Source organism: Rathayibacter sp. PhB152 (assembly GCF_003751395.1).
GTDB classification, from domain to species: domain Bacteria; phylum Actinomycetota; class Actinomycetes; order Actinomycetales; family Microbacteriaceae; genus Rathayibacter; species Rathayibacter festucae.
In genome coordinates this window covers 66,596-87,155 of record NZ_RJUT01000005.1, presented here as the reverse complement: position 1 = coordinate 87,155, position 20,560 = coordinate 66,596, and the positions used below count along the sequence as shown (strand labels likewise).

Sequence of the window (20,560 nt, the reverse complement as noted above, 5' to 3'; positions counted from 1 at the left end):
CCCGAGCATCCGGTGGCGGCGGCGGTCCGTCGAGGATCCGTGCCGTTCCGGCACGATCGCGGAGCTCGCGTGCCAGGATCGGGGCATGCCCGAGCACTCCGAGCACGACACCCCCTCCGACACTCCCTCCGACGACGAGATCGTCGCCGCCGTCGGACCGCGGCTGAAGCGCCTCCGCCTCCGCCGCGACCGCACGATCGCCTCGTTCGCCGCGGAGACCGGCATCTCCGCGAGCACCCTCTCCCGGCTGGAGAGCGGCGGACGGCGCGCGACGCTCGAGCTGCTGCTCCCGATCGCCCGCGCGCTCGGCACGCCGCTCGACGAGCTGGTCGGCGCCGCGCCCGAGGACCCGCGCGTGCACGGGCGGCCGTTCACCCGGCACGGGATGCGGATCCAGCCGCTCAGCCGCGACGCGGGCGCCCTGCAGGCCTTCAAGACCACGATCCCCGCCGGTCCGATTCCCGCGCCGGAGCAGCAGCGCACCCACGAGGGCTTCGAGTGGCTCTACGTCCTCAGCGGCCGGCTCCGGCTGCGCCTCGGCGAGCACGACATCGTCCTGCCGGCGGGCGAGGCGGCCGAGTTCGACACCCGCGTGCCGCACTGGTTCGGCCGGGCCGACGAGCAGCAGGTCGAGTTCCTCAGCCTCTTCGGGCGCCAGGGCGAGCGGATGCACGTCCGCGCGTCGACGCGGCGCTGAGGGCGCGCCGCTGAGGGCGGCGGCTCAGCCCTCGCCGAGCACCTCGCGGACGAAGCCGGTCGTCTTCGCGCGCAGGGTCGCGATCCGCTCGGCCTTCGCCGCCTCGACGTCGAAGCCGATGTAGGCGACCGAGGGCCGGGTGCGGACGTTGGCCGAGCACTGGAAGTCCGCGCAGACCAGCGTGCCGAGAGTGTCGCCCGCGCGTCCGGCCGGGCCGGCCTTCTTCGCGCCGAAGAAGACCACGTCGTTGGGCAGCCGGATGTCGCGGCACCAGGAGCACTGCGCCCGCGAGCGCGGGTTCGCGTCGGCCTGGCGGAGCAGGACGCCCACCAGCCGGTCCTCGAGCGGCACGACGACGTAGGCGCGGCGGCCGATCTTCCTGTCGCGCCAGCCGAGATGGTCGAACGACTCCCAGTCGAGGTCGTCGAAGCCGGCGGGGAGCGAGAGATCCGCGACCTCCTTGCGTGAGGCGTTCACGAAGGAGTCGCGGATCTGCTGGTCGGTGAGGGCGCGCATGTCCTCTCCAGCCTAATCAGCCGAACGGGTCGGCCGGGGGGTTCAACCGAGGTGCGCGACGGCCTCCCGCGGAGCCTGCGCGAGGAACTGCTCCTTCTTGATCCGGATCATCGTGAACGCGATGACCGCGGCGAGCACCAGGCCGACGGCCGCGGCGACGAACACCGCGGAGTAGCCGTCGACGAAGGCGACCGGCGAGGACTGCTCCCCCGCCACCCCGGCGTAGATCGTGGTGAAGACGGAGAGGCCGATCGAGCCGCCGATCTGCATCGCGGCGTTCGCGGTCGCCCCGGCGGCACCGGCGTCGTGACCGGCGATCCCGGTCAGCGCCACGTTCTGCACCGGCACGAAGATCATCGCCATGCCGACGCCGAGCAGGATCAGGCCGGGCAGGACCTGCACGAGGTAGGAGCCGTCCGCGGTGATGCGGCTGAGGTAGAGCAGGCCGGCGGCCGCGATCAGCGGGCCGACGATCATCAGCAGGCGCGGGCCGACGGTCGGCAGCAGCTTGGTGGCGATGCCCGCGACGATCATGATCGTGACGGTCATCGGGAGGTTCGCGAGGCCGGCCTCGAGCGGCGCGAGGCCGAGCACGAGCTGCAGGTGCAGCGTGAGGTAGAGGGTCGAGCCGATCATGACGCTGCCGACGATCGCCTGGATCAGGAACGCGCCGCCGCGGATGCGGTCGGTGACGATGCGCAGCGGGAGCAGGGGGTGGTCGGAGCGGGCCTGGATGCGGACGAAGACCGCGAGCAGCAGGACACCGGCGAGCAGGAAGCCGAGGGTGTCGACGCGGAGCCAGCCCTGCTCGGCGAGCGTGAAGCCGTAGACGAGGCTCGCGAGGCCGAGCGCGACGGTGATCGTGCCGGCGATGTCGAAGCGGTTGCGGCCCTCGGCGCGGCTCTCGGTCACCAGCAGGGCGCCGGCGACGACGCCGATCAGCACGACGGGGACGTTGACCAGGAGGCACCAGCGCCAGTCGGCGAACTCGGTGAGCAGACCGCCGAGGACGAGGCCGACCGCGGCGCCCGCTCCGGCGACCGCGCCGAAGACGGCGAAGGCGGTGTTGCGCTCGCGCCCGCCCGGGAAGGAGACGGTGAGCAGCGCGAGGGCGGCCGGGGCGAGCAGCGCGGCGAAGGCGCCCTGCAGACCGCGGGCCGCGATCAGCTCGGTGCCGGTGGAGGCGACGCCACCCCAGGCCGAGGCCGCGCCGAAGCCGACCATGCCGATCAGGTAGGTGCGCTTGCGGCCGGTGTAGTCGGCGATGCGGCCGCCGAGCAGGAGGAGGGCGCCGAAGGCGAGCGCGTAGGCGGTGACGACCCACTGGCGCTCGACGTCGGTGAGGCCGAGGTCGGCCTGCGCGGCCGGGAGGGCGATGGTGACGATCGTGCCGTCGAGGACGACGACGAGCTGGGTCATCGCGAGGATCACGAGGACCCACCAGCGGCGGGAGGAGGAGGGCGCGGGCATGGCGGAGCCTTTCGAAGCGGAGGGAGCGGGACCGGCGGGTCCGGATCCGCCGCGACATCGGGGCTAGACCACCCCAACTGGTTGGTTGGGCATCGACGAGTGTACAGTTCGAGCGCCGAGGAGGTAAGCGTGGCTGCGAAAGATCTCGAGACGGATGCGGTGGTCCCCGCCCGCGAGCGCATCCTCCGCGCCGCGACGGCCGAGTTCGCCGAGCACGGCTTCGCCGGCGCCCGCGTCGACCGGGTCGCCGCCGCGGCCGGCCTGAACAAGGAGCGCCTCTACGCCTACTACGGCGGCAAGCGCGGTCTGTTCGTCGCGACCGTGGTCGGCGCGCTGGAGGCGCTCGACGCGACGCTGCTCGCCGAGGCGGCCGACCTGCCGGACCTCGCCGGCCGGATGTTCGACCACGTCTGGGACCGCCCCGAGTTCCTCCGCCTGCTCACCTGGGCGCGCCTCGAGGGCGGCGGCGTCTGGGAGGAGGCCGGCGAGCGCCTCGGCAGCCGTCCCGCGCCGGAGGCCCGCGTGCTCGAGTGGCAGCAGGCCGGGATCGTCGACGCGAGCTGGTCGGCGGAGGACCTCTTCATCGCCCTGCTCGGGCTCTGCGAGATCTGGCATCTGACGCCGTTCGCGCAGCGCGGGGGCGACGAGACCCGCGAGCGCCGCCGCGCCTTCGTCGTGCACGTGGCGGCGCTGGTGGGGGCGCCCGCCGACGGGCCGACCGCGGTCAGTCCGCGGTCGTGAGCCGCTCGAGGTAGCCGGCGAAGGCGAGCAGGTCGGCCTCGGGCCAGCTGCTCAGGGCCTCCTGCATCCGCTGGCGCTGCTGACCGCCCAGGTCGCCCATCCGCTCGCGGCCGGCCGCGGTCAGCGTGAGGAAGCGGGCGCGGCCGTCGGCCGGATCGGCGGCGGTCTCCACCAGCTCCAGCGCGCAGAGCTGGCGGATCTGCCGGCTGATCACGCTGCGGTCGACGCCGAGGCGCTCAGCCGCGACGCTCGAGTGCACGGGACCGCAGCGCTCCAGCATCCTGAGCAGCCGCAGCCCGAACGGCGGCAGGCCGGGGTCGATGCTCGCCGCCGCGTCGCGCACGGCCGTCCGGACCTGCACGGCGAGCGCGGTGATCTGCTCCTCGACCTGGAGCAGCGCGCTCGCCGGGGCGAGGGTCGGGACGGCCGGTGCGGCGGTCATCAGGGGCGCTCGGCCACGTCGATCGCGCCGGTGGCGGCGTGCCGGGCGTGGGCGACGGGCGCGGCGTGGCGGCCGTGTGCGCTGTCGTCGTGAGCGCGGTCGTCGTGGGCGCGGTCGACAGCGACGCGGTCGACGTGGGCACGCTCCTCCGCGTGCACCGCGTCGTCGCTCCGGACGCTCTGCCCGACCGGGCGCAGGCCCGCCTGGCCGTCGGAGGCCGCGATCAGCGCGTCCTCCGCGCCGGCGACGACGCCCGAGGGCTCCGTCTTGCGCTGCACGGCGTTCATCGTGCCGAGCGGCGCGTTCGGCAGCAGCAGGACCGCGATCAGCGTGATGACCGCGAGCGGGATGCTGTAGAGGAAGACGTCGCCGACGCCGATGCCGTAGGCGCTCTCGACCACGACGCGCACGGCGTCCGGGAGCGTGTTGACCTGCGGGATCGTGCCGCTGCCGAGCGCCTGGGCGGCGATCGCCTGGTCGGCCGGCGCGAGGCCGGCGATTCCGGTCTTGATGTGGTCGGCGATCACCGTGCCGAGCATCGAGCCCAGCACCGAGACGCCCACGGTGCCGCCGAGGCTGCGGAAGAAGGTGACCGCGCTGGTCGCGACGCCGAGGTTCTTGATGTCGATCGAGTTCTGCACCACGAGCACCAGGTTCTGCATCAGCATGCCCAGGCCCGCGCCGAGGATCGCCATGAAGACGCCCACCAGCACGAGGTTCGTGTCGTAGCGCAGGGTGCTGAGGAGGAAGGTGCCGACGACCGCGAGCACGCCGCCGGTCACCATGATCGCCTTCCACTTGCCGGTGCGCGAGATGATCCCGCCGAAGATGGTGGACGCGATCAGCAGTCCGGCCATCATCGGGATCGTCAGGAGACCCGACTGGGTCGGCGTGGCACCGCGCGAGAGCTGCATGTACTGCGCGAGGAAGACCGCGACGCCGAACATCGAGACGCCGACCGAGATGCTCGCCACGACGGCGAGGCTGAAGGTGCGGTTCTTGAACATCCCCATCGGGATGATCGGCTCGGCGACGGTGAGCTCGGTGATCACCGCGGCGACCAGCAGCACGACGGAGCCGCCGACCATGACCGCGGTCTCCCACGAGGCCCACTCGAAGTTCTTGCCGGCCAGCGAGACCCAGATCAGCAGCAGCGAGACGCCGCCGGCGATGAGGACCGCGCCGAGGTAGTCGATCTTGACGGTGCGCTTGGGGTGTGCGGGGAGGCGCAGCGTCACCTGGAGCAGGATGATCGCGATGATCGCGACGGGCAGCGCGATGAAGAAGTTCCAGCGCCAGCCGAACGCGTCGGTGACGACGCCGCCGAGCAGCGGGCCGCCGACGGTGCCGATGGCCATCACGCCGCCGAAGAGGCCGGCGTACTTGCCGCGCTCCCGGGGGCTGATGATGTCGGCCATGATGATCTGGCTCAGCGCGGCGAGTCCGCCGGCGCCGAGGCCCTGGAAGACGCGGAACACGATGAGCATGTTCGTGTCCTGCGAGAAGCCGGCCGCGGCCGAGCCGATCACGAAGATCGCGAGCGCGAGCTGGATCAGCAGCTTGCGGTTGAAGAGGTCGGCGAACTTGCCCCAGAGCGGGGTGGAGACGGTGGTCGCGAGCAGCGTCGCGGTGACGACCCAGGTGTAGGCGTTCTGGTCGCCCTTGAGGTCGGAGATGATCAGCGGCAGCGAGGTCGACACGACCGTGCCCGCGAGGATCGAGACGAACATGCCCAGCAGCAGTCCGCTGAGGGATTCGAGCACCTGGCGGTGCGACATGGCCCCGTCGGGGCCGGTGGGGGTGGTGCGCTCTTCTCGAGTGCGCGTGCGCTCTGCGCGGGACATACGGCTCCTTGTTCACGTGCGGCACCGGTGACGGTGCGGCGGTACTAGTTGACGGCGGTCAACTATTGACCGAGTGCAACTATATAGCCGAGCGAGGTGTTTTGGCCAGTACCGAGCCTGTGCTCGTGAGTGTGTGTTCTCAGCGGGCGATGCCGCGCCGGCGGAGGAGCACGATCGCCGTCACGACCGCGGCCGCGAGCGCGACGAGGATCCCGATGCCGAGCGGCGAGCCGGCCGCGGCACCGATCACCGCCCAGAGCACGGCGAAGCCGACCGTCGCGTAGATCAGCGCCCAGGCCGCGCAGCCCGGCAGCATCGCGAGCAGGTAGACGCCGAAGCGCATGCGGGCCGCTCCGGCCGCCGCGTTGATCATCGTCTGGAGACCGACGGTGAGGAAGCTCACGGTGACCGCGGGCGCGCCGTAGCGGGCGAGCAGTGCCGACGCGCGCTTCAGCGCCGGCGACTCCAGCCACCGCCCCCACCGCCGCGAGGCCGCCCCGGTGACGACCGCCCGCGCGACCCAGTACGTCGCCTGCGCCCGCACCAGCACGATGACGAACAGCGCCCCGAGCAGCTCCACGAACCCCAGCTCGTCCAGGAAGGCGGGCATGCGGCGCCTCCCTCTCCTCGCTCGGCAGAAGGCAAGGCTACCCTTCCCTCCCGCGCGCCGAGTCGTGCTGGCCGGGCAGCCCCGCAGGGGCGTATCGAGACCGACCGTCATCAGCAGGGCGGGTCTGCGGACTCGTCCTGCTGACGCGGGTGGATCTCGATACGCCCGCTCCGCGGCCTACTCGATCAGCATGGAGCGCTGACCCTCTCCCGAGGCGCCCCCTCCGTGCCGGTCGACCAGCTGCCCTCGGCTGCCCCTGCATGCTGGTCGAGTAGCCGCCTCCGGCGGCGTATCGAGACCCACCGTCGTCGGACACCCGGGAGCGAGCCTCCTCCACAACCGCCGATCCTTCCGCACTGTCCCCGAGCCGCTCGGACTCGCGCCCCGGTGTCGGTGGTCCCTGCTTCAATACTCGTATGACGGAGTTCGGATCGAAGGAAGAGGTGCTCGCGCACCTGCGCGCCCTCAGCGACGGCGCCGCCGCGAACGCCCGCGCCGCAGCCCAGCCGCGTCTCGCCGAGGCCCGATTCCTCTACGACTTCCATCGCACCGCCCTCGCCCACCCCGACGCCTTCGCCCGCGGCGCGACCCCCAGCGAGACCCGCGACCTCGTCGAGCGCTCCATCCGCGCCGAACTCGCGGTCGCGGAGGGCCTGCCCGAGCAGGTGATCGCCCGCCGCCTCGAGAACGCGCAGCTGCTCTTCGAGCACCTCCCGCTGACGCGCGCCCTGCTCGCGCAGGCGCGCCTGCACTGGGAGGAAGGGGAGGCGATCTGCGCCACCGCCAGCAGCCTCCCCGAGGGGTCCCGCGCCACTCTCGATGAGCGCCTCGCGGAAGCGGCGCCGTCGATGACGCTCACCCAGCTGCGCCGCGCTCTGCGTCGCTGGCGGGAGGAACTGCACCAGGAGTCCCTCGCGGCGCGGCACGCCCGCGCCCGGACGGACCGGGCCGTGTGGGTCACGCCGGACGTGGACGGGATGGCGACGCTCTGCCTGTACGGGCCGGCCCCTGCGGTGATGGGCGCCTACGACCGCGCGGACCGGATGGCGCATTCTCTGCGTGATGCCGGGGATGTGCGCACGCTCTCGCAGCTTCGCGCGGACGTCGCCGTGGACCTGCTCTGCGACGGCGACATCATCGGCACCACCCCCGACGCCGAGGACCGCCCGACCCGACGTTCGTTCCCGGCGTCCGGGCGGAGGTGCGGCTCACGCTCGCGGCGTCCACGGCCGTCGACCTCGACGACGAACCCGCGGAGCTCGACGGCTACGGCCCGGTTCCCGCCCCTGTCGCGCGGGAGCTCATCCGGACGGCAGCGTCCTTCACCCGGGTGCTGACCGATCGGGACACGGGTGCGGTCGTCTCCGTCGGCCGCACGCAGCGCCTCCCGCCGTCCCGCATGCGCCTGCACGTGCAGCTGCGGGATCAGACCTGCCGCTTCGCGGGCTGCCTGCGCACCTCCGCCCGCAGCGAAGCCGACCACACGATCGAGTGGCGCAACGGCGGCGAGACCTCCCTCGAGAACCTCGTCTCGCTGTGCACGGCGCACCATCACCTCCGACACGGCGACCGATGGACCTACACGAAGGACGACGACGGGACGATCGTCTGGACGACCCCGACCGGACGGCGCGTCGTCAACCGGCCGCCCCCGCTGCCGGGGCGGCCGCCGGACCCACCGCGCCGACCGCGCTTCGTCGACACACCGCCGCCGTTCTGACGGTGGTGGATCTCGATACGCCCGCGATGCGGGCTACTCGATCAGCATGAAGCGCTGAACCGCTCCGGAGGCGCGCCTTTCACGCTGGTCGAGGAGCCCGCAGGGCGTATCCAGACCCACCGTGATCAGGTGCGGACCCGCCGTGATCCCGCGGGTGCCCGGCGCGGCTCCGACCCCGCCCCTAGGCTCGACGCATGGACAACATCGATCGGAAGATCCTCGATCTGCTGCGCCAGAACGCCCGCGCGGGCTACGGCGACATCGGCGGTGTCGTGGGTCTGTCCGCGTCCGCCGTGAAGCGCCGGGTCGATCGGCTGGTGGCCGACGGCGTGATCCGCGGCTTCACGATCAAGGTCGACCCGGCCGTCGACGGCATGGCCACCGAGGCCTACGTCGAGCTGTTCTGCCGCGGCACGGTCGCCCCCGACGAGCTGCGCCGCATCCTCTCGGCCGTGCCCGAGGTCGTCGACGCGGGCACGGTCACCGGCTCGGCCGACGCGATCGTGCACATCCGCTCGCGCGACATCCCGAGCCTCGAGCTCGCCCTCGAGAAGGTGCGCATCGCGCCGAACGTCGATCACACCCGCTCCGCGATCGTGCTCTCCCGCCTGATCCAGCGCGGCGAGGCCTAGCAAGAGCGCTCCCGCCTCAGTGCGAGCGGCCCGCGACCACGTCGGCGATCGTCGCCAGCGGTGACGTCGTCGCCCGGCCCCGCGCCTCGGACGCGTCGGCCAGGCCGTAGGCGCGGTAGAGCGACGTGACCGCCAGCCAGCGCAGCGGCTCCGGTTCCCACGGCCGCACCCGGTGGCCCACCCACGGCAGCTCGGTGAGCGGCGTGCTCTCGCCGAGCACGAGGTCGCGGAGGGTGCGCCCGGCGAGGTTGGTCGCCGTGACCCCGGTGCCGACGAAGCCGCCCGCCCAGCCGAGGCCGGTGGCGCGGTCGAGGCCGACGGTCGCGTGCCAGTCGCGCGGGACACCGAGCACGCCGGACCAGACGTGCTCGATCCCGACGCCGCGCAGCACCGGGAAGAACCGCTCGAGGATCTCGCGCAGCCGGCCGACCGTGCGCGGATCGGTCGCCCCGTCGCGGTCGATCCGGGAGCCGAAGCGATAGGGCACGCCCCGCCCGCCGATCGCGATCCGGTCGTCGGCCGTCCGCTGCGCGTACATGTAGGCGTGCGCCGCGTCGCCGAGCGTCTCGCGGCCGGCCCAGCCGATCTCGTCCCAGACCTCGGGCGCGAGCGGCTCGGTCGCGATCAGCGACGAGTTCATCGGCAGCCACTCGCGGTGGTGCCCGGAGAGCCCGGCGGTGAAGCCCTCGGTCGCGCGCAGCACGATCGGCGCGCGGACGAGCCCGCGGGGTGTGACGGCCGCGCCGGGTCGGATCTCCTCCACCCGGGTGTCCTCGAAGATCCGCACGCCGAGCGCCTCGACCGTGCGGGCGAGCCCGGCCGCGAGCTTCGCGGGGTGCAGGCGCGCGCAGTGCGGATGCCAGAGGCCGGCCGACGCGCCGCTGACCGCGATCCGCGCGGTCGTCTCCCGCGCGTCGAGCAGCTCGACGTCGGTGTGCGCGCGGGCCCGGGCCGCCGCCGCGGTGGCCAGGAGCCGGGCCCGCTGCGCCTCGCCGCGCGCCACCTGGAACTCGCCGCCCTTGACGATGTCGGCGTCGATCCCCTCGGCCGCAGCGGCCGCGATCACCTCGTCGACCGTCTCGTTCATCGCGAGCTGGAAGCGGTCGACCGCCTCGCTCCCGTGCGTCCGGGCGTAGGAGGCGACCCCGCCGGTGATCTCGTTCGTCAGCCAGCCGCCGTTGCGACCGGAGGCGCCGAAGCCGGCGAAGCGCTGCTCGAGGACGGCGATCCGCAGCGACGGGTCGGCCTTCGCGAGCGAGTAGGCCGTCCACAGGCCGGTGTACCCGGCGCCGACGATGCAGACGTCGACGTCGAGCGGGCCGGGCAGCGCCGGACGGGGCGCGGAACGACCGAGGGAGGCCCACCAGAACGACACGTCGCCGTTGATCACAGTGGGCCTCCCCCGGTCTCTCGCGGATCTCAGCGGGCGAGAGTCCCGCGAAGGATCAGAGTCCCGAGCTCGGGAACGTCTGCATCATCTCCGAGAACAGCGCGGCGGTCCAGCCGATCGCGATGATGAAGGAGACCGCCACCACGCCGAGGAAGATCCACAGCGGGAGCAGTCCGCCGCCGGTCACGCGCTTCACGACGACGCTGCGGCCGATCACGTAGACGTACGGAGCGACGAGGAACGCCCAGGCCCAGTGGAACGGGCGCTGCACACCGGCCTTCTTCAGCTGCCGGTAGTCGAGGAACGCGAAGACGACCTCGGCCGCGTAGATCAGGAAGCCGACGACCTGCACGGCGCCGAGCCCGACGAGGTAGGCGGTCGACATCCCCATCGAAGCGCGCGGGCCGTAGGTCGACGAGACCGCCGAGTCGGCGATGGCGCCCGGTGAGAGCAGGAAGATCGACAGCGCCGACAGCAGCGGCAGGAGCACGACGACCCAGATCCACGGGGTGCTGGTGACGATGCTCGGGTCGCGCGGCTGCGGCGCGGGGCGGCCGGCGTAGGCGGGCTGCTGGCCGTACTGCTGGCCGGGCTGCTGGCCGTACTGCTGCGGGTACTGCTGGCTGTACTCCTGCGGCGGCTGCTGGCCGTACTGCGGCTGCTGGCCGTACTGCGGCTGCTGGCCGTACTGGGGCTGCTGAGCGTACGGCTGCTGCGGCGTCTGCTCGCCGTACCGCGGCTGCTGCGGGATCTCGCGCTCCGGAGCGGACTGACCGGACGCCGACTGGCCGTAGCTCGTGGCCCGGCCGCTCGAGGTCTCGCCGTAGGCGGGCCCGGAGACGGGCGGCACGATCGGCGGCTGCGGCGCCGCGGGAGGCTGCGGCGCGCCCTGCGCGGCAGGAGAAGTCGGGGCAGCGGGAGGGGTCGGGGCGGCGGGAGCCGCGGCGGGGGCGTCGCGCAGCGAGTCGGTCCAGCCCTGGCCGTCCCACCAGCGCTGGCGCGGTGAGCCCGCGGGATCCGGGTACCAGCCGGCGCGCGGTCCGGAGGCCGAGGCAGCGCCCCGCTCCTGCTCGCCGTTCCGGTCGTCGCCGTGCTTGTTGCCGCCCTGGTCGTCCGTCATCGCGTCCTCCGCTCCCCTTCGGGCGCTCTGCCCGCCATCGGAGACGAGCGTATCGCCGCGATCCCCGGTCGCACCTGGACGCGGCCTTGCCACGACCTCTGCCGCGCCTGAGCGGACGCCGTGCGGCCGCCTCCGCCAGGATGGACGGATGCCGCACCTCCTCCGCGCCCGCGCCCTGCTCTTCGACATGGACGGCACCCTCGTCGACTCCACCGCGGTGGTGGAGACGATCTGGCGCTCCTTCGCCGAGCGCTTCGAGCTCGACGCCGACCTGATCCTCGGCGCCGTGCACGGGGTCCGCGCGGAGGACAGCGTCCGCCGCTTCGCCCCCGCGGGCAGCGACGTCGCCGGGATCGTCGACGAGCTGAACGCCTACGAGCTCGAGCACACCGAGGGGACGGTCGAGATCCCCGGCGCTGTCGCTTTCCTCGCCGCGCTCCCCCGCGACCGCGTCGCGCTGGTCACCTCGGCGAGCCCCGCGCTGGCCGCCGGCCGGCTCGCCGCCGCCGGCGTCCCCTCTCCCGAGGCCGTCGTCACCGCCGACGACGTCGTGCACGGCAAGCCCGCCCCCGACGGCTACCTCGCCGCCGCCGGACTCCTCGGGGTCGACCCGGCCGACGCGATCGTCTTCGAGGACGCCGAGGCCGGGATCCTCGCGGGACTCGCCGCCGGCATGCGCGTCGTCGTCGTCGGCGCGCACGAGTCCGAGACCACCCGCGGGCTCCCGCGGATCCCGCACTACGCCGACGCGGGCGTCGAGCGCGACGGCGACGAGCTGGTGCTCACCCTGCCCTGAGCCGGCACGCGCATCCGGCGCTCAGTAGCGGATCGCGTCGATCACCTTCACCCGGACCGCCACGATCGCGGGCACGAGCCCGGCCAGCGCTCCCACGAGCGTCGCCGCCCCGAGCCCCAGCAGCGCCGCCTCGACCGGGAACGGCGGGATGTCGCTGATCCCGTTCTCCTTGACGAACGCGACGGTCCACGGATTCGTCACCAGGATCACCGCGATCGTGACGCCGACCACGCCCGCGACGACCGTCGCGACGACGCTCTCCATCATGATCGAGAAGAAGATCCGCCCCGAGGAGGCGCCGAAGCTGCGCCGGATGCCGATCTCGCGGATCCGCTGCCGCACGGTGACGAGGGCGATGTTGAGCAGCCCGAGCGCGCCGAGCGCCAGCACGAGGCCGGCGACGCCGCCGATCACCCAGGTGAGCACCGCGAACGGGTCGGAGTCGTAGCTGAGGTAGTCCTGCCGGTAGACGTCGGCCTCGAAGCCCGGGCCGAGCGCCGCGGTGACGTCGCGCTTGACCGCCTCGATCAGCGGGTCCGCGATCTCGAGCGGCACCCACATCTCGTAGTTCGGCAGCTGCGGCCCGCCGAACGCGGGGTCCGCCTCGGGCGCGACGGCCGAGTAGGCGTCGACGAGCATCATCGCGCTCGGAGTGGTGTCGTACTGGTTCGAGGGCGTCACCCCGATCACGACCGCGGTCGTGTCGTGCTCGCCGCCGAGGAGGGTCGCGGTCGGGTGCGTCCGCAGGTCCGGGCGCCCGAGGCGGTCCCAGAAGACCTCGTTGACCACCAGCGCGGGAGCGAGCCGCCGCTCGTCGCCCTCGGCGAACCAGCTGCCGCTCGTCAGCTCCACCCGGTGCATCTCCGCGTAGGGCTGGTCGACCGCGGTGATCCCGACGTCGACCGCGCCGTCGGTGAACTGGACGCGGGTGCCGCCGTACGTCGTGCGGCTCGCGTACTCGATGCGGTAGCGCTCGAGCACCTTCTCCCAGGCGTTCTGCATCACGACCGGGTCGACGACGCCCTCGGGGCCGGTCGTGTAGGCGCTGATGTACAGGCTCGCGGGCCGGCCGCCGCTGCGCTCCGAGACCTCGATGTTCGCCTGCCGGGCGATCCCGCCCGCGGCGACGACGCCGGTGAGCGCCGCGACGGCCACCGCCACGCCGATCAGCGAGAGCAGCACGCGGCCGCGGTGGATCCGCAGCTCGGTCCACGCCTCGACGATCGCGCCGACGACGCCGGTGAGGCCGCCCATCAGTGCCGCCCCGAGCTCGTCGCGGGAGCGGCGGTCGCGGACGTCGAGGCGCTGAGCCTGCCGTGATCGAGCCGGTAGTGCCGCTCCGCCCGGGCCGCGATCGCGGGATCGTGGGTGATGGTGACCAGGGCCGAGCCGGACTCCTGGGCGATCTCGTCGAGCAGGCTCATCACGCTCTCCCCGGTGTCGGTGTCGAGCGCGCCGGTCGGCTCGTCGGCGAGGATCAGCCGCGGACGGCGCACCAGCGCGCGCGCGATGGCGATCCGCTGCTGCTCGCCGCCGGACATCCGGCCGGGCATCGAGTCGACCCGGTGCCCCAGCCCGACCCGCTCCAGCATCTCGGCGGCCAGCGACGCCCGCCGCCAGAACTCGGTGCCGGTGGCGTAAAGCAGCGGCGTCATCACGTTCTCGCGGGCGGTGCGGCCCTCGAGCAGATTGAACTGCTGGAAGATGAAGCCGATGCTGCCGCCGCGGATCCGCGCGCGGGCCCGCGAGGAGAGCGTCTCGGTGGGCTTCCCCTCGAGCAGCATCCGCCCCTCGGTCGGCTCGTCGATCAGGCCGAGGATGTTCAGGAGCGTCGACTTGCCGGAGCCGCTGCGGCCGACGACCGAGACGTGGTCGCCCTCGCCGACCTCCAGGTCGACGCCGTCGAGGATGGTCAGCGGGGGTGCGTCGGGCAGGGGGACGACCTTGCGGATCCCCTCGAGTCGCAGGATCGTGCGCTTGCCGTCGGTCACGAGCCCGTCCGTCACGAGCAGTACACCGAGCCGTCGGCGTTGGTCACGCAGTTCCCCTCGAGCTGCTCGCCCTCGCTCGCGGCGGCGCCCGGCACGAACTGCAGGATCTCGGCGCCCTCGTCCACGCCGCCGGTGACCTCGATGCTGATCCCGTCGGTGAGGCCGAGGGTGACCGGGACCTCCTCGGTCGAGCCGTCCTCGGCGAGGCGGTAGACGACGCCCGACTCGGCCGTGCCCTCGACGGCGGTGGTCGGCACGACGAGCACGTTCTCGGCGAGGCCGCCCGCGAGGGTGACGGTGGCGGCGAGACCGGGGAACACGGTCACCTCGCCCGGGACCTGGCAGCGGAAGCTGGTGCCGGAGCCGCCGGTCGCGCCGGTGCCGCCCGTCTCGCCCGCGGGCGTCTCGCCCTCGCCGGCGAGCGGGGTGGTGATGGTGAGTCCGGTGCAGGTGAAGGCGGCCGGCCCGCCGGTGACCGCGATCTGCGCCTCGGTCGGCCGGTTCTGGATCCGGTAGAGCTGCTCGGCGTCGATCGAGCCGGTGACGGCGTAGGTCGGCGGGGCGACCTGACCGGTGACCTCGCCGACCGCGACGGCCTGGTCGTGGATGACGCCGAGGGCGCTGAGCACGCCGGCGGCCGGCGCGTAGACGCGCTCGAAGCGGACGGAGGGCGGCGGCTGGGTGACGGTGACGAGGCCGTCCGCGCCGGTGGTCTCGACGGGATCGCGCACGGTCTCGACGCGGATGTCGTAGATCAGGTCGCCCGAGGCGACGGTCGCGCCCTGGGTGATGTAGACGTCGTCGACGGTGCCGACGGCGGTCGCCTTCACCGGCACGGCCGGGTCGGCGGCGACGGTGCCCTGGAGCGTGAGGTCGTTGGTGACGGTGCCGCGGCCGACGACGACGGTCGGCTCGGTCAGCTCACCGGTGGGGACGGTCGGGTCGGCCTCGGCGGACCCGTCCGGGAAGAACGCGATCTTGACCAGCGCGACCGCGACGGCCCCGATGACCACCAGCCAGAGGATCGGGAACACCCATCGTCGAACCGCACCCATGTCTGTCCCCCGACTCCGGCGCCCGTGCGCCCTGCGGCACTCCCCCGTGGCGCGCCGATCGGCAGCCTATCGACCAGGCGACGCACCGCGCGTCAGCCGCTGTGACTACTCCGGGGGCGGATACCCCGCCCCCTCCGCCGTCATGCTGATCGAGTAGCCCGCGCAGCGGGCGTATCGAGATCCACCGGCGTCAGAAGCCGAGCTTCGCGACGACCGCGGCGACGCGGCGGGCGCGCGTCTCGGCGGCCTTGGCGCCCTCGACGGCGGTGACGTGGGCCTTCCGCGCACTCGGCGAGAGGGCGTCGAAGGCGGCGGTGGCCCCGGCCGCGTCGAGCGCGGCGGCGAGGTCCTCCGGCACGGCGACCGTACGCGGGGCGGAGTCGAGCTCGAGGTCGACCTCGATGGCGTCCCCGCCGGCCAGACCCGACGCGGCGCGCTTCTCCGCCGAGAAGGAGATCAGCGCGCGGCCGCCCATCGCACCGACCGTGCCCTGGAAGGCGTAGCCGTTGACGACGACGCTCACCGCGGGCCGCTTGCCGCCGCCGAGCGCGTCGAGCACCTCGGGCGGCACCTCGATGCCGGTGTTGTTGCCCACCTGGAAGAGCGTCGTCGTGTAGCGCACGGGACGAGGATGGCACGCGGCCGTTCCACCCGCCAGACGCCCTCGCCCGCCGGGGGCTCAGCAGTCGCGGTCGGCCGGGTCCTCGCCGTCCTGCCGGCCGGGATCGCCGAGAGCCGAGCGCACGGCGTCGACGGTCATCCGGCCCTCCGGATCGAGGCGGGTGAGCATCCGCGTCATGATGTCGGCGAGCTGCGGGATCTGCTCCGCGTCGAGCGGGTCGATGACGTCGGCGAGCACCGTCGCGACGTGACCCGGGGCGGTGTCGACGATCTTCTGCAGCCCGGCATCCGTGAGCACCGCGTTGGTCGCGCGCCCGTCGGTGGGGCACGGCCGGCGCTCGAGGTAGCCGCGGGCGACGAGGCGCGTCACGACGTGCGAGAGCCGCGGGAGAGTGGCGTTCGTGCGGGCGGCGAGCGTCGTCATGCGCAGGGCCCGGTCGGGCGCCTCCGACAGCATCGCGAGCGTCATGTACTCGAAGTGCGTCAGCCCCGCGTCGCGCTGCAGCTGGGTGTCGAGCGCGCCGGGCAGCAGCTCGACCACCGCGACGAACCGCAGCCACGCCGCCAGCTGCTCCTGCGTGAGCCAGCGCGTGCCCGCCGCATCCGCCGCTCCCCCGTCATCCATCCCCCCACCCTACCGCTTTGTTGCCGCGACAAGTAAGCAAGCGAGAAGGACTGTGCGACGTCCCGCCTCCGAGATCGGCGCCCACTCACGAGGCGATCCGCGGATTCGCGTGCCAGCGAATCCACGAAGCCGGACGCACCCCGCTCCCTGGAACGCGCCCGCCTCGCGAGCCGACCGCGCCGAGCCGCACAGGGGGCGGCTCGGAAGACAACTCAGACGACGTCGTCACTCAGATCGATCGCCGCTCCGAAGCGGTGGTTGGTGATCGAGATCGACTGCTCCCGGAGGAAGGGCAGCAGCTCCACCCGGCCGGCCGGAGTGACGGGGTCGGCGTAGATCGCGACGTCGGGCGAGCCGCCGAGCGCCTCGGCGAGCGCCGTCGACAGCGGCACCCGCGAGCCGTCCGCGCGCACGAGCGGGACGGGCTTGCCGGTGCTGCCGCGGGTCATGCCGCTCACCACGTCGGTGAAGGAGCGGGTGGAGTCGCGGACGCTCTGCAGCGCCTCGATCGAGGAGTCCGGGCCGAGCGACGGCGCGGTGCCGCCCTGGGGTCCGCCGAACTCGTCGACCCGGTCCGAGACGATGTCGCCGACGATCCGGATCCGCGAGGCGGTGATCCGGCCGGCCGCGGCGCGGGCGAGCCACTGCGCGTCCGACTCGACGACCACCTTCGGGGCCAGGCCCGCCATCTCGAGCAGCTCGTCGCCGGCGAGCATCCCGGCGACCTTGGGCGGCAGCGGGATCGACGTCGACACGTCCAGGCGTGCCCGCACGAGCAGCGCGGCGGCGATGACGCGGAGGAGCTCGCCGAGGTCGCCGCCGTCGGCCAGCCGCACGGCGACCGGCACCCGGAGGTAGCGGAACAGATTGCGCTCGACGCCGACCTTCGAGATGTCGGTGACGACGCCGAACTCGGTGGCCCAGGCGAGCTGGTCCGAGAGCGCCGAGCGGCGCAGCAGGTCGAACTGCTCGAACTGCAGCGAGGACTGCGCGGCCTCGATGAACTGCCGGGCGCGGTCGTCCAGGCCCCGGAGGTGCAGGGTCGTCGACGGGCGGGCCGGCGAGGGCTTCCAGGAGCCGAGCCCGATCAGGTGGTTCGGCCCGCCGGCCTTGGCCCCGCCGCCGACGGAGGAGCGCTTCCAGCCGCCGAACGGCTGGCGGCGGACGATCGCCCCGGTGATGCCGCGGTTGACGTAGAGGTTGCCGGCCTCGACCGAGTCGAGCCAGAGCGCGAGCTCGTCCGAGTGCAGCGAGTGCAGCCCGGCGGTGAGGCCGTAGTCGGTGGCGTTCTGCAGGCGGATCGCGTCCTCGAGGGTCGCGGCGTGCATGATGCCGAGCACCGGGCCGAAGAACTCGGTCAGGTGGGCGTAGCTGTCCTCGGTCACGCCCTCGCGCACGCCCGGCGACCACAGCCGCCCGGTGTCGTCGAGGCGCTTCGGCTCGACGAGCCAGGACTCCCCCGCGCCGAGGGTGGTCAGCGCGTGCGCGAGCTTGCCGGTCGGCTTCTCGATCAGCGGCCCCATCGCGGCGGCCGGGTCGCTCGGCCAGCCGACCCGGAGGGACGTCACGGCGTCGACCAGCTGCGCGCGGAACCGCTTCGAGCGGGCGACCGAGCCGACGAGGATCACGAGCGAGGCGGCCGAGCACTTCTGCCCGGCGTGCCCGAAGGCGCTCCGCACGATGTCGGCGACGGCGAGGTCGTAGTCCGCGTGCGGGGTGACGACGATCGCGTTCTTGCCGCTGGTCTCGGCGAGCAGCGGCAGGTCGGGTCGCCAGGAGCGGAAGAGCTTCGCCGTCTCGTAGGAGCCGGTGAGCAGCACCCGGTCGACCAGCGGATCGGTGATCAGGGCGCGACCGAGCGTCTCCTCGTCGAGGTCGACGAGCGCGACGAGGTCCTGCGGGATCCCGGCGTCCCAGAGCGCCTCCACGAGCACCGCGGCAGAGCGCCGGGCCTGCGGCGCCGGCTTGACGACGACTCCGGAGCCCGCGGCGAGCGCCGCGAGGATCGAGCCGGCCGGGATCGCGACCGGGAAGTTCCACGGCGGCGCGACCACGGTGACCCGCTCGGGCACGAAGGTGGCGCCGCCGACGGCGTCCAGCTCGCGGGCGCGGGTGGCGTAGTAGTGGGCGAAGTCGATCGCCTCGGACACCTCGGGGTCGGCCTCGGCGACCGTCTTGCCGGTCTCGGAGGCCATCACCTCGATCAGCCGGTCGCGGTTGGCGGCGAGGGCGAGGCCCGCGCGGTCGAGGATCGCGGCGCGGTCGTAGCCGAGGCGCTCGCCCCAGCGCTCCGCCCGGAGCGCGACCCGGCGCAGCAGCTCCTGCAGCTCCGCCGCGTCGGTGATCCGGGCGCGGTCGGCCGCGAGGGTGCCGATGGTCGATCGCGCGATGCGGTCGGTGATCAGCCGGGCCCAGCGGCGGTTGCCCGGGAGCGCCGGGTCGGTGTCGGGCTCGTTGCGGAAGGCGCTGGTCGCCGCGGTCGCTCCGGAGCCGCGGCGCAGCCCCAGCACCGCCTCGGTGAGACCCTCGGCGGCCGGATCCTGCACGCGCGCGCCGGCGCCGGCGTGCTCGCGCACGAGACGGACACCGGAGCCCGAGGCCCACTCGCGCAGACGGTCCTGGGTGCGGTTCGGGGTCGGCACCGTGTCGTCGAGCGCCTCGAGCGAGGCGCGGAAGCGGCCGAGCTCGCGCTGCAGCACGCTCTCGTCCTCGAGCTCGAAGACGGCCGAGAGGAAGTTCTCCGGGCTGGAGTTCTCCTCCAGGCGGCGGATCAGATACGAGATCGCGACGTCGAACTCGCGGGGGTGCACGACCGGCGTGTAGAGCAGGAGCCGGCCGACGTCCTCGCGGACGGCGCGCGCCTGACCGATCGCCATGCCGAGCAGCATCTCGATGTCGACCGCGTCGGCGACGCCGCGCTCGTTGGCGGTGATCCAGGCCCAGGCGATGTCGAAGAGGTTGTGACCGGCCACGCCGATCCGGACCGCGTCCGTCCGCTCGGGCCGCAGCGCGTAGTCGAGGAGCCGCTTGTAGTTCGTGTCGGCCTCGGCCTTGCTGCCCACGGTCGCGAGCGGCCAGTCGTGGATCGCGGCGTCCACCCGCTCCATCGCGAGGTTCGCCCCCTTCACCACGCGGACCTTGATCGGCGCTCCGCCGAGCCGCCGGCGCTCGGTCGCCCACTCCGTCAGCGACACCAGCACGCCGAGCGCGTCGGGGAGGTACGCCTGCAGCACGATGCCGGCCTCGAGCTGCTGCATCCCCGGCTGCTCGAGGAGGCGGCGGAACACCGCGACCGTGAGGTCGAGGTCCTTGTACTCCTCCATGTCGAGGTTGATGAACTTCGGCTCCGGGCTCGCCGCGGCGAACTGGTAGAGCGGGGTCAGCCGCTGCACGACGCGGTCGACGGCCTCGTCGAACGCCCACATCGAGAGCTGGCTGGCGATGCTCGAGACCTTGATGCTCACGTAGTCGACGTCGTCGCGCTCGAGCAGCCGCCGGGTGCCCTCGAGGCGCCGGTCGGCCTCGCGCTCGCCGAGCACGGCCTCGCCGAGCAGGTTCAGGTTGAGGCGGTCGCCGCCCTCGCGCAGCCGGCGGATCGCCGAGCCGAGCCGGGCGTCGGAGGCGTCGACGACGAGGTGGCCGACCATCCGGCGCAGCACCTGGCGGGCCGCCGGGACGACGACCCACGGCAGCACCGGGCCGACGGCGCCGCCGGTCGCGACCGCGGCGCGCAGGTAGGAGGGGAGGAACGCGGGGGTCTTCGCGGTCAGCGCGGCGAGGTTCTCGGCCGCGACCACCGGGTCCTCCGGGCGGGCGACCCCGTCGACGAAGCCGACCGTGAAGTCGAGGCCGTTCGGGTCCTGCAGGACGCCGGCGAGGCGCTGCGCCGCGGGGTCGACCGGGAACGCCCGGCTGCGCACCAGCCAGCGGCGCACCAGCGCCTCGACGCGGGACAGGATCGGCGCCTCGACGTCGAACTCGGGCTTCTGCCGGGGCAGCCGCAGCGCCATGCCGGTCTGGTACTGGCCGGTGTCGCTCAGGGCGTGCCGGTCGATCTTCTCGTCGTGCTCGGCCGGCTCGGTCGTCTCGGTCGGCTCGGTCGGCTCGTCGGGCTCGGTCGTCGGGCCCTGCGGGTCGATCGTCTCGTCCTGCTCCGGGTCGTTCCCGGGCACGGCTGAGGGCGTCGACTTCTCCATCCCCCGAGGCTATGCCCGAGGCGGCGCGACGGCCGGTCGTGTCGCCCCGTCTGTGGACACTCGACGGAGAACTGCCGCTGTGGACGACCCCCGT

The 20,560-nt window shown here is 73.4% G+C and carries 19 protein-coding genes; 6 read left to right on the top strand and 13 right to left on the bottom strand.

Annotation, left to right across the window (positions count from 1 at the left end; translation table 11 throughout):
* Window positions 1–85 precede the first annotated feature (85 nt).
* The gene (locus EDF36_RS13330; protein WP_123733403.1) at window positions 86–697 is read left to right on the top strand and encodes a helix-turn-helix domain-containing protein; all 612 of its coding nucleotides are present in this window, start codon (window positions 86–88) and stop codon (window positions 695–697) included.
* A 24-nt stretch (window positions 698–721) separates the two neighbouring features.
* Here EDF36_RS13330 and EDF36_RS13325 read toward each other — a convergent pair whose 3' ends face one another.
* A complete protein-coding gene (locus tag EDF36_RS13325; RefSeq protein ID WP_123733402.1) occupies window positions 722–1,213 on the bottom strand; it encodes an FBP domain-containing protein in 492 nt (163 codons plus the stop codon).
* Between the two features lie 42 nt (window positions 1,214–1,255).
* Window positions 1,256–2,683, bottom strand: coding sequence for an MFS transporter (locus EDF36_RS13320; protein WP_123733401.1), 1,428 nt, complete (start codon window positions 2,681–2,683; stop codon window positions 1,256–1,258).
* Between the two features lie 129 nt (window positions 2,684–2,812).
* Here EDF36_RS13320 and EDF36_RS21300 point away from each other — a divergent pair, with 129 nt between their 5' ends.
* Window positions 2,813–3,424, top strand: a complete 612-nt coding sequence (locus EDF36_RS21300; protein ID WP_185020480.1) for a TetR family transcriptional regulator — start codon at window positions 2,813–2,815, stop codon at window positions 3,422–3,424.
* On the opposite strand, the gene EDF36_RS13310 is transcribed toward EDF36_RS21300, so the two are convergent.
* The 3 genes from EDF36_RS13310 to EDF36_RS13300 all read right to left on the bottom strand — a co-directional run bounded on the left by EDF36_RS13310 (window position 3,408) and on the right by EDF36_RS13300 (window position 6,320).
* Window positions 3,408–3,866 carry a MarR family winged helix-turn-helix transcriptional regulator gene (locus EDF36_RS13310; RefSeq protein WP_123701845.1) on the bottom strand — a complete coding sequence of 153 codons (459 nt, stop codon included), beginning with the start codon at window positions 3,864–3,866 and terminating at the stop codon, window positions 3,408–3,410. The genes EDF36_RS21300 and EDF36_RS13310 overlap by 17 nt on opposite strands.
* On the bottom strand, window positions 3,866–5,644 hold the full coding sequence (locus EDF36_RS13305) for an MDR family MFS transporter (protein WP_123733400.1): 1,779 nt from the start codon (window positions 5,642–5,644) through the stop codon (window positions 3,866–3,868). Before EDF36_RS13305 ends, EDF36_RS13310 begins: the two co-directional genes overlap by 1 nt.
* A gap of 205 nt (window positions 5,645–5,849) precedes the next feature.
* Entirely contained in the window at window positions 5,850–6,320 is a 471-nt protein-coding gene (locus EDF36_RS13300; protein WP_123733399.1) for a DedA family protein, read from the bottom strand.
* 416 nt (window positions 6,321–6,736) lie between these two features.
* Between EDF36_RS13300 and EDF36_RS21600 the strand changes: the two genes are divergently transcribed.
* The 3 genes from EDF36_RS21600 (at window position 6,737) to EDF36_RS13290 (ending at window position 8,672) form a co-directional block, all read left to right on the top strand.
* Window positions 6,737–7,657 carry a hypothetical protein gene (locus EDF36_RS21600; RefSeq protein WP_148060045.1) on the top strand — a complete coding sequence of 307 codons (921 nt, stop codon included), beginning with the start codon at window positions 6,737–6,739 and terminating at the stop codon, window positions 7,655–7,657.
* The gene (locus tag EDF36_RS13295; protein ID WP_148060044.1) at window positions 7,651–8,040 is read left to right on the top strand and encodes an HNH endonuclease; all 390 of its coding nucleotides are present in this window, start codon (window positions 7,651–7,653) and stop codon (window positions 8,038–8,040) included. Before EDF36_RS21600 ends, EDF36_RS13295 begins: the two co-directional genes overlap by 7 nt.
* A 194-nt stretch (window positions 8,041–8,234) precedes the next feature.
* Complete coding sequence (locus tag EDF36_RS13290; protein ID WP_055786568.1) at window positions 8,235–8,672, top strand: Lrp/AsnC family transcriptional regulator; 438 nt, start codon at window positions 8,235–8,237, stop codon at window positions 8,670–8,672.
* Window positions 8,673–8,688: 16 nt separating this feature from the next.
* On the opposite strand, the gene EDF36_RS13285 is transcribed toward EDF36_RS13290, so the two are convergent.
* Together EDF36_RS13285 and EDF36_RS13280 are read right to left on the bottom strand one after the other, a co-directional pair.
* Window positions 8,689–10,062 carry an FAD-binding oxidoreductase gene (locus EDF36_RS13285; RefSeq protein WP_123733397.1) on the bottom strand — a complete coding sequence of 458 codons (1,374 nt, stop codon included), beginning with the start codon at window positions 10,060–10,062 and terminating at the stop codon, window positions 8,689–8,691.
* Between the two features lie 55 nt (window positions 10,063–10,117).
* Window positions 10,118–11,182 carry a DUF2510 domain-containing protein gene (locus tag EDF36_RS13280; RefSeq protein ID WP_185020479.1) on the bottom strand — a complete coding sequence of 355 codons (1,065 nt, stop codon included), beginning with the start codon at window positions 11,180–11,182 and terminating at the stop codon, window positions 10,118–10,120.
* A gap of 148 nt (window positions 11,183–11,330) precedes the next feature.
* Here EDF36_RS13280 and EDF36_RS13275 point away from each other — a divergent pair, with 148 nt between their 5' ends.
* Window positions 11,331–11,978 carry an HAD-IA family hydrolase gene (locus EDF36_RS13275; RefSeq protein ID WP_123733395.1) on the top strand — a complete coding sequence of 216 codons (648 nt, stop codon included), beginning with the start codon at window positions 11,331–11,333 and terminating at the stop codon, window positions 11,976–11,978.
* Window positions 11,979–11,999: 21 nt separating this feature from the next.
* On the opposite strand, the gene EDF36_RS13270 is transcribed toward EDF36_RS13275, so the two are convergent.
* From EDF36_RS13270 to EDF36_RS13245, 6 genes are all read right to left on the bottom strand, one after another.
* A complete protein-coding gene (locus EDF36_RS13270) occupies window positions 12,000–13,232 on the bottom strand; it encodes an ABC transporter permease (protein WP_123701830.1) in 1,233 nt (410 codons plus the stop codon).
* The gene (locus tag EDF36_RS13265; protein ID WP_123733543.1) at window positions 13,232–13,969 is read right to left on the bottom strand and encodes an ABC transporter ATP-binding protein; all 738 of its coding nucleotides are present in this window, start codon (window positions 13,967–13,969) and stop codon (window positions 13,232–13,234) included. The genes EDF36_RS13270 and EDF36_RS13265 overlap by 1 nt, the downstream gene beginning before the upstream one ends.
* 11 nt (window positions 13,970–13,980) lie before the next feature.
* Window positions 13,981–15,003 (bottom strand): efflux RND transporter periplasmic adaptor subunit, encoded by a 1,023-nt coding sequence (locus EDF36_RS13260; protein WP_123733394.1) that lies wholly within the window; start codon window positions 15,001–15,003, stop codon window positions 13,981–13,983.
* Between the two features lie 211 nt (window positions 15,004–15,214).
* Complete coding sequence (locus tag EDF36_RS13255; RefSeq protein WP_123733393.1) at window positions 15,215–15,646, bottom strand: DUF1905 domain-containing protein; 432 nt, start codon at window positions 15,644–15,646, stop codon at window positions 15,215–15,217.
* A gap of 57 nt (window positions 15,647–15,703) precedes the next feature.
* Window positions 15,704–16,270, bottom strand: a complete 567-nt coding sequence (locus tag EDF36_RS13250; protein WP_123733392.1) for a MarR family winged helix-turn-helix transcriptional regulator — start codon at window positions 16,268–16,270, stop codon at window positions 15,704–15,706.
* 212 nt (window positions 16,271–16,482) lie between these two features.
* Window positions 16,483–20,280, bottom strand: coding sequence for a bifunctional proline dehydrogenase/L-glutamate gamma-semialdehyde dehydrogenase (locus tag EDF36_RS13245; RefSeq protein WP_123733542.1), 3,798 nt, complete (start codon window positions 20,278–20,280; stop codon window positions 16,483–16,485).
* Window positions 20,281–20,560 lie beyond the last annotated feature (280 nt).

Bases quoted from the DNA above. Each gene is read 5' to 3' on its own strand.
- EDF36_RS13330 (WP_123733403.1), top strand. From the start codon at position 86: ATGCCCGAGCACTCCGAGCACGACACCCCCTCCGACACTCCCTCCGAC.
- EDF36_RS13325 (WP_123733402.1), bottom strand. From the start codon at position 1,213: ATGCGCGCCCTCACCGACCAGCAGATCCGCGACTCCTTCGTGAACGCC.
- EDF36_RS13320 (WP_123733401.1), bottom strand. From the start codon at position 2,683: ATGCCCGCGCCCTCCTCCTCCCGCCGCTGGTGGGTCCTCGTGATCCTC.
- EDF36_RS13310 (WP_123701845.1), bottom strand. From the start codon at position 3,866: ATGACCGCCGCACCGGCCGTCCCGACCCTCGCCCCGGCGAGCGCGCTG.
- EDF36_RS13305 (WP_123733400.1), bottom strand. From the start codon at position 5,644: ATGTCGCACCGCCAGGTGCTCGAATCCCTCAGCGGACTGCTGCTGGGC.
- EDF36_RS13300 (WP_123733399.1), bottom strand. From the start codon at position 6,320: ATGCCCGCCTTCCTGGACGAGCTGGGGTTCGTGGAGCTGCTCGGGGCG.
- EDF36_RS21600 (WP_148060045.1), top strand. From the start codon at position 6,737: ATGACGGAGTTCGGATCGAAGGAAGAGGTGCTCGCGCACCTGCGCGCC.
- EDF36_RS13290 (WP_055786568.1), top strand. From the start codon at position 8,235: ATGGACAACATCGATCGGAAGATCCTCGATCTGCTGCGCCAGAACGCC.
- EDF36_RS13280 (WP_185020479.1), bottom strand. From the start codon at position 11,182: ATGACGGACGACCAGGGCGGCAACAAGCACGGCGACGACCGGAACGGC.
- EDF36_RS13275 (WP_123733395.1), top strand. From the start codon at position 11,331: ATGCCGCACCTCCTCCGCGCCCGCGCCCTGCTCTTCGACATGGACGGC.
- EDF36_RS13270 (WP_123701830.1), bottom strand. From the start codon at position 13,232: ATGGGCGGCCTCACCGGCGTCGTCGGCGCGATCGTCGAGGCGTGGACC.
- EDF36_RS13250 (WP_123733392.1), bottom strand. From the start codon at position 16,270: ATGGATGACGGGGGAGCGGCGGATGCGGCGGGCACGCGCTGGCTCACG.
- EDF36_RS13245 (WP_123733542.1), bottom strand. From the start codon at position 20,280: ATGGCGCTGCGGCTGCCCCGGCAGAAGCCCGAGTTCGACGTCGAGGCG.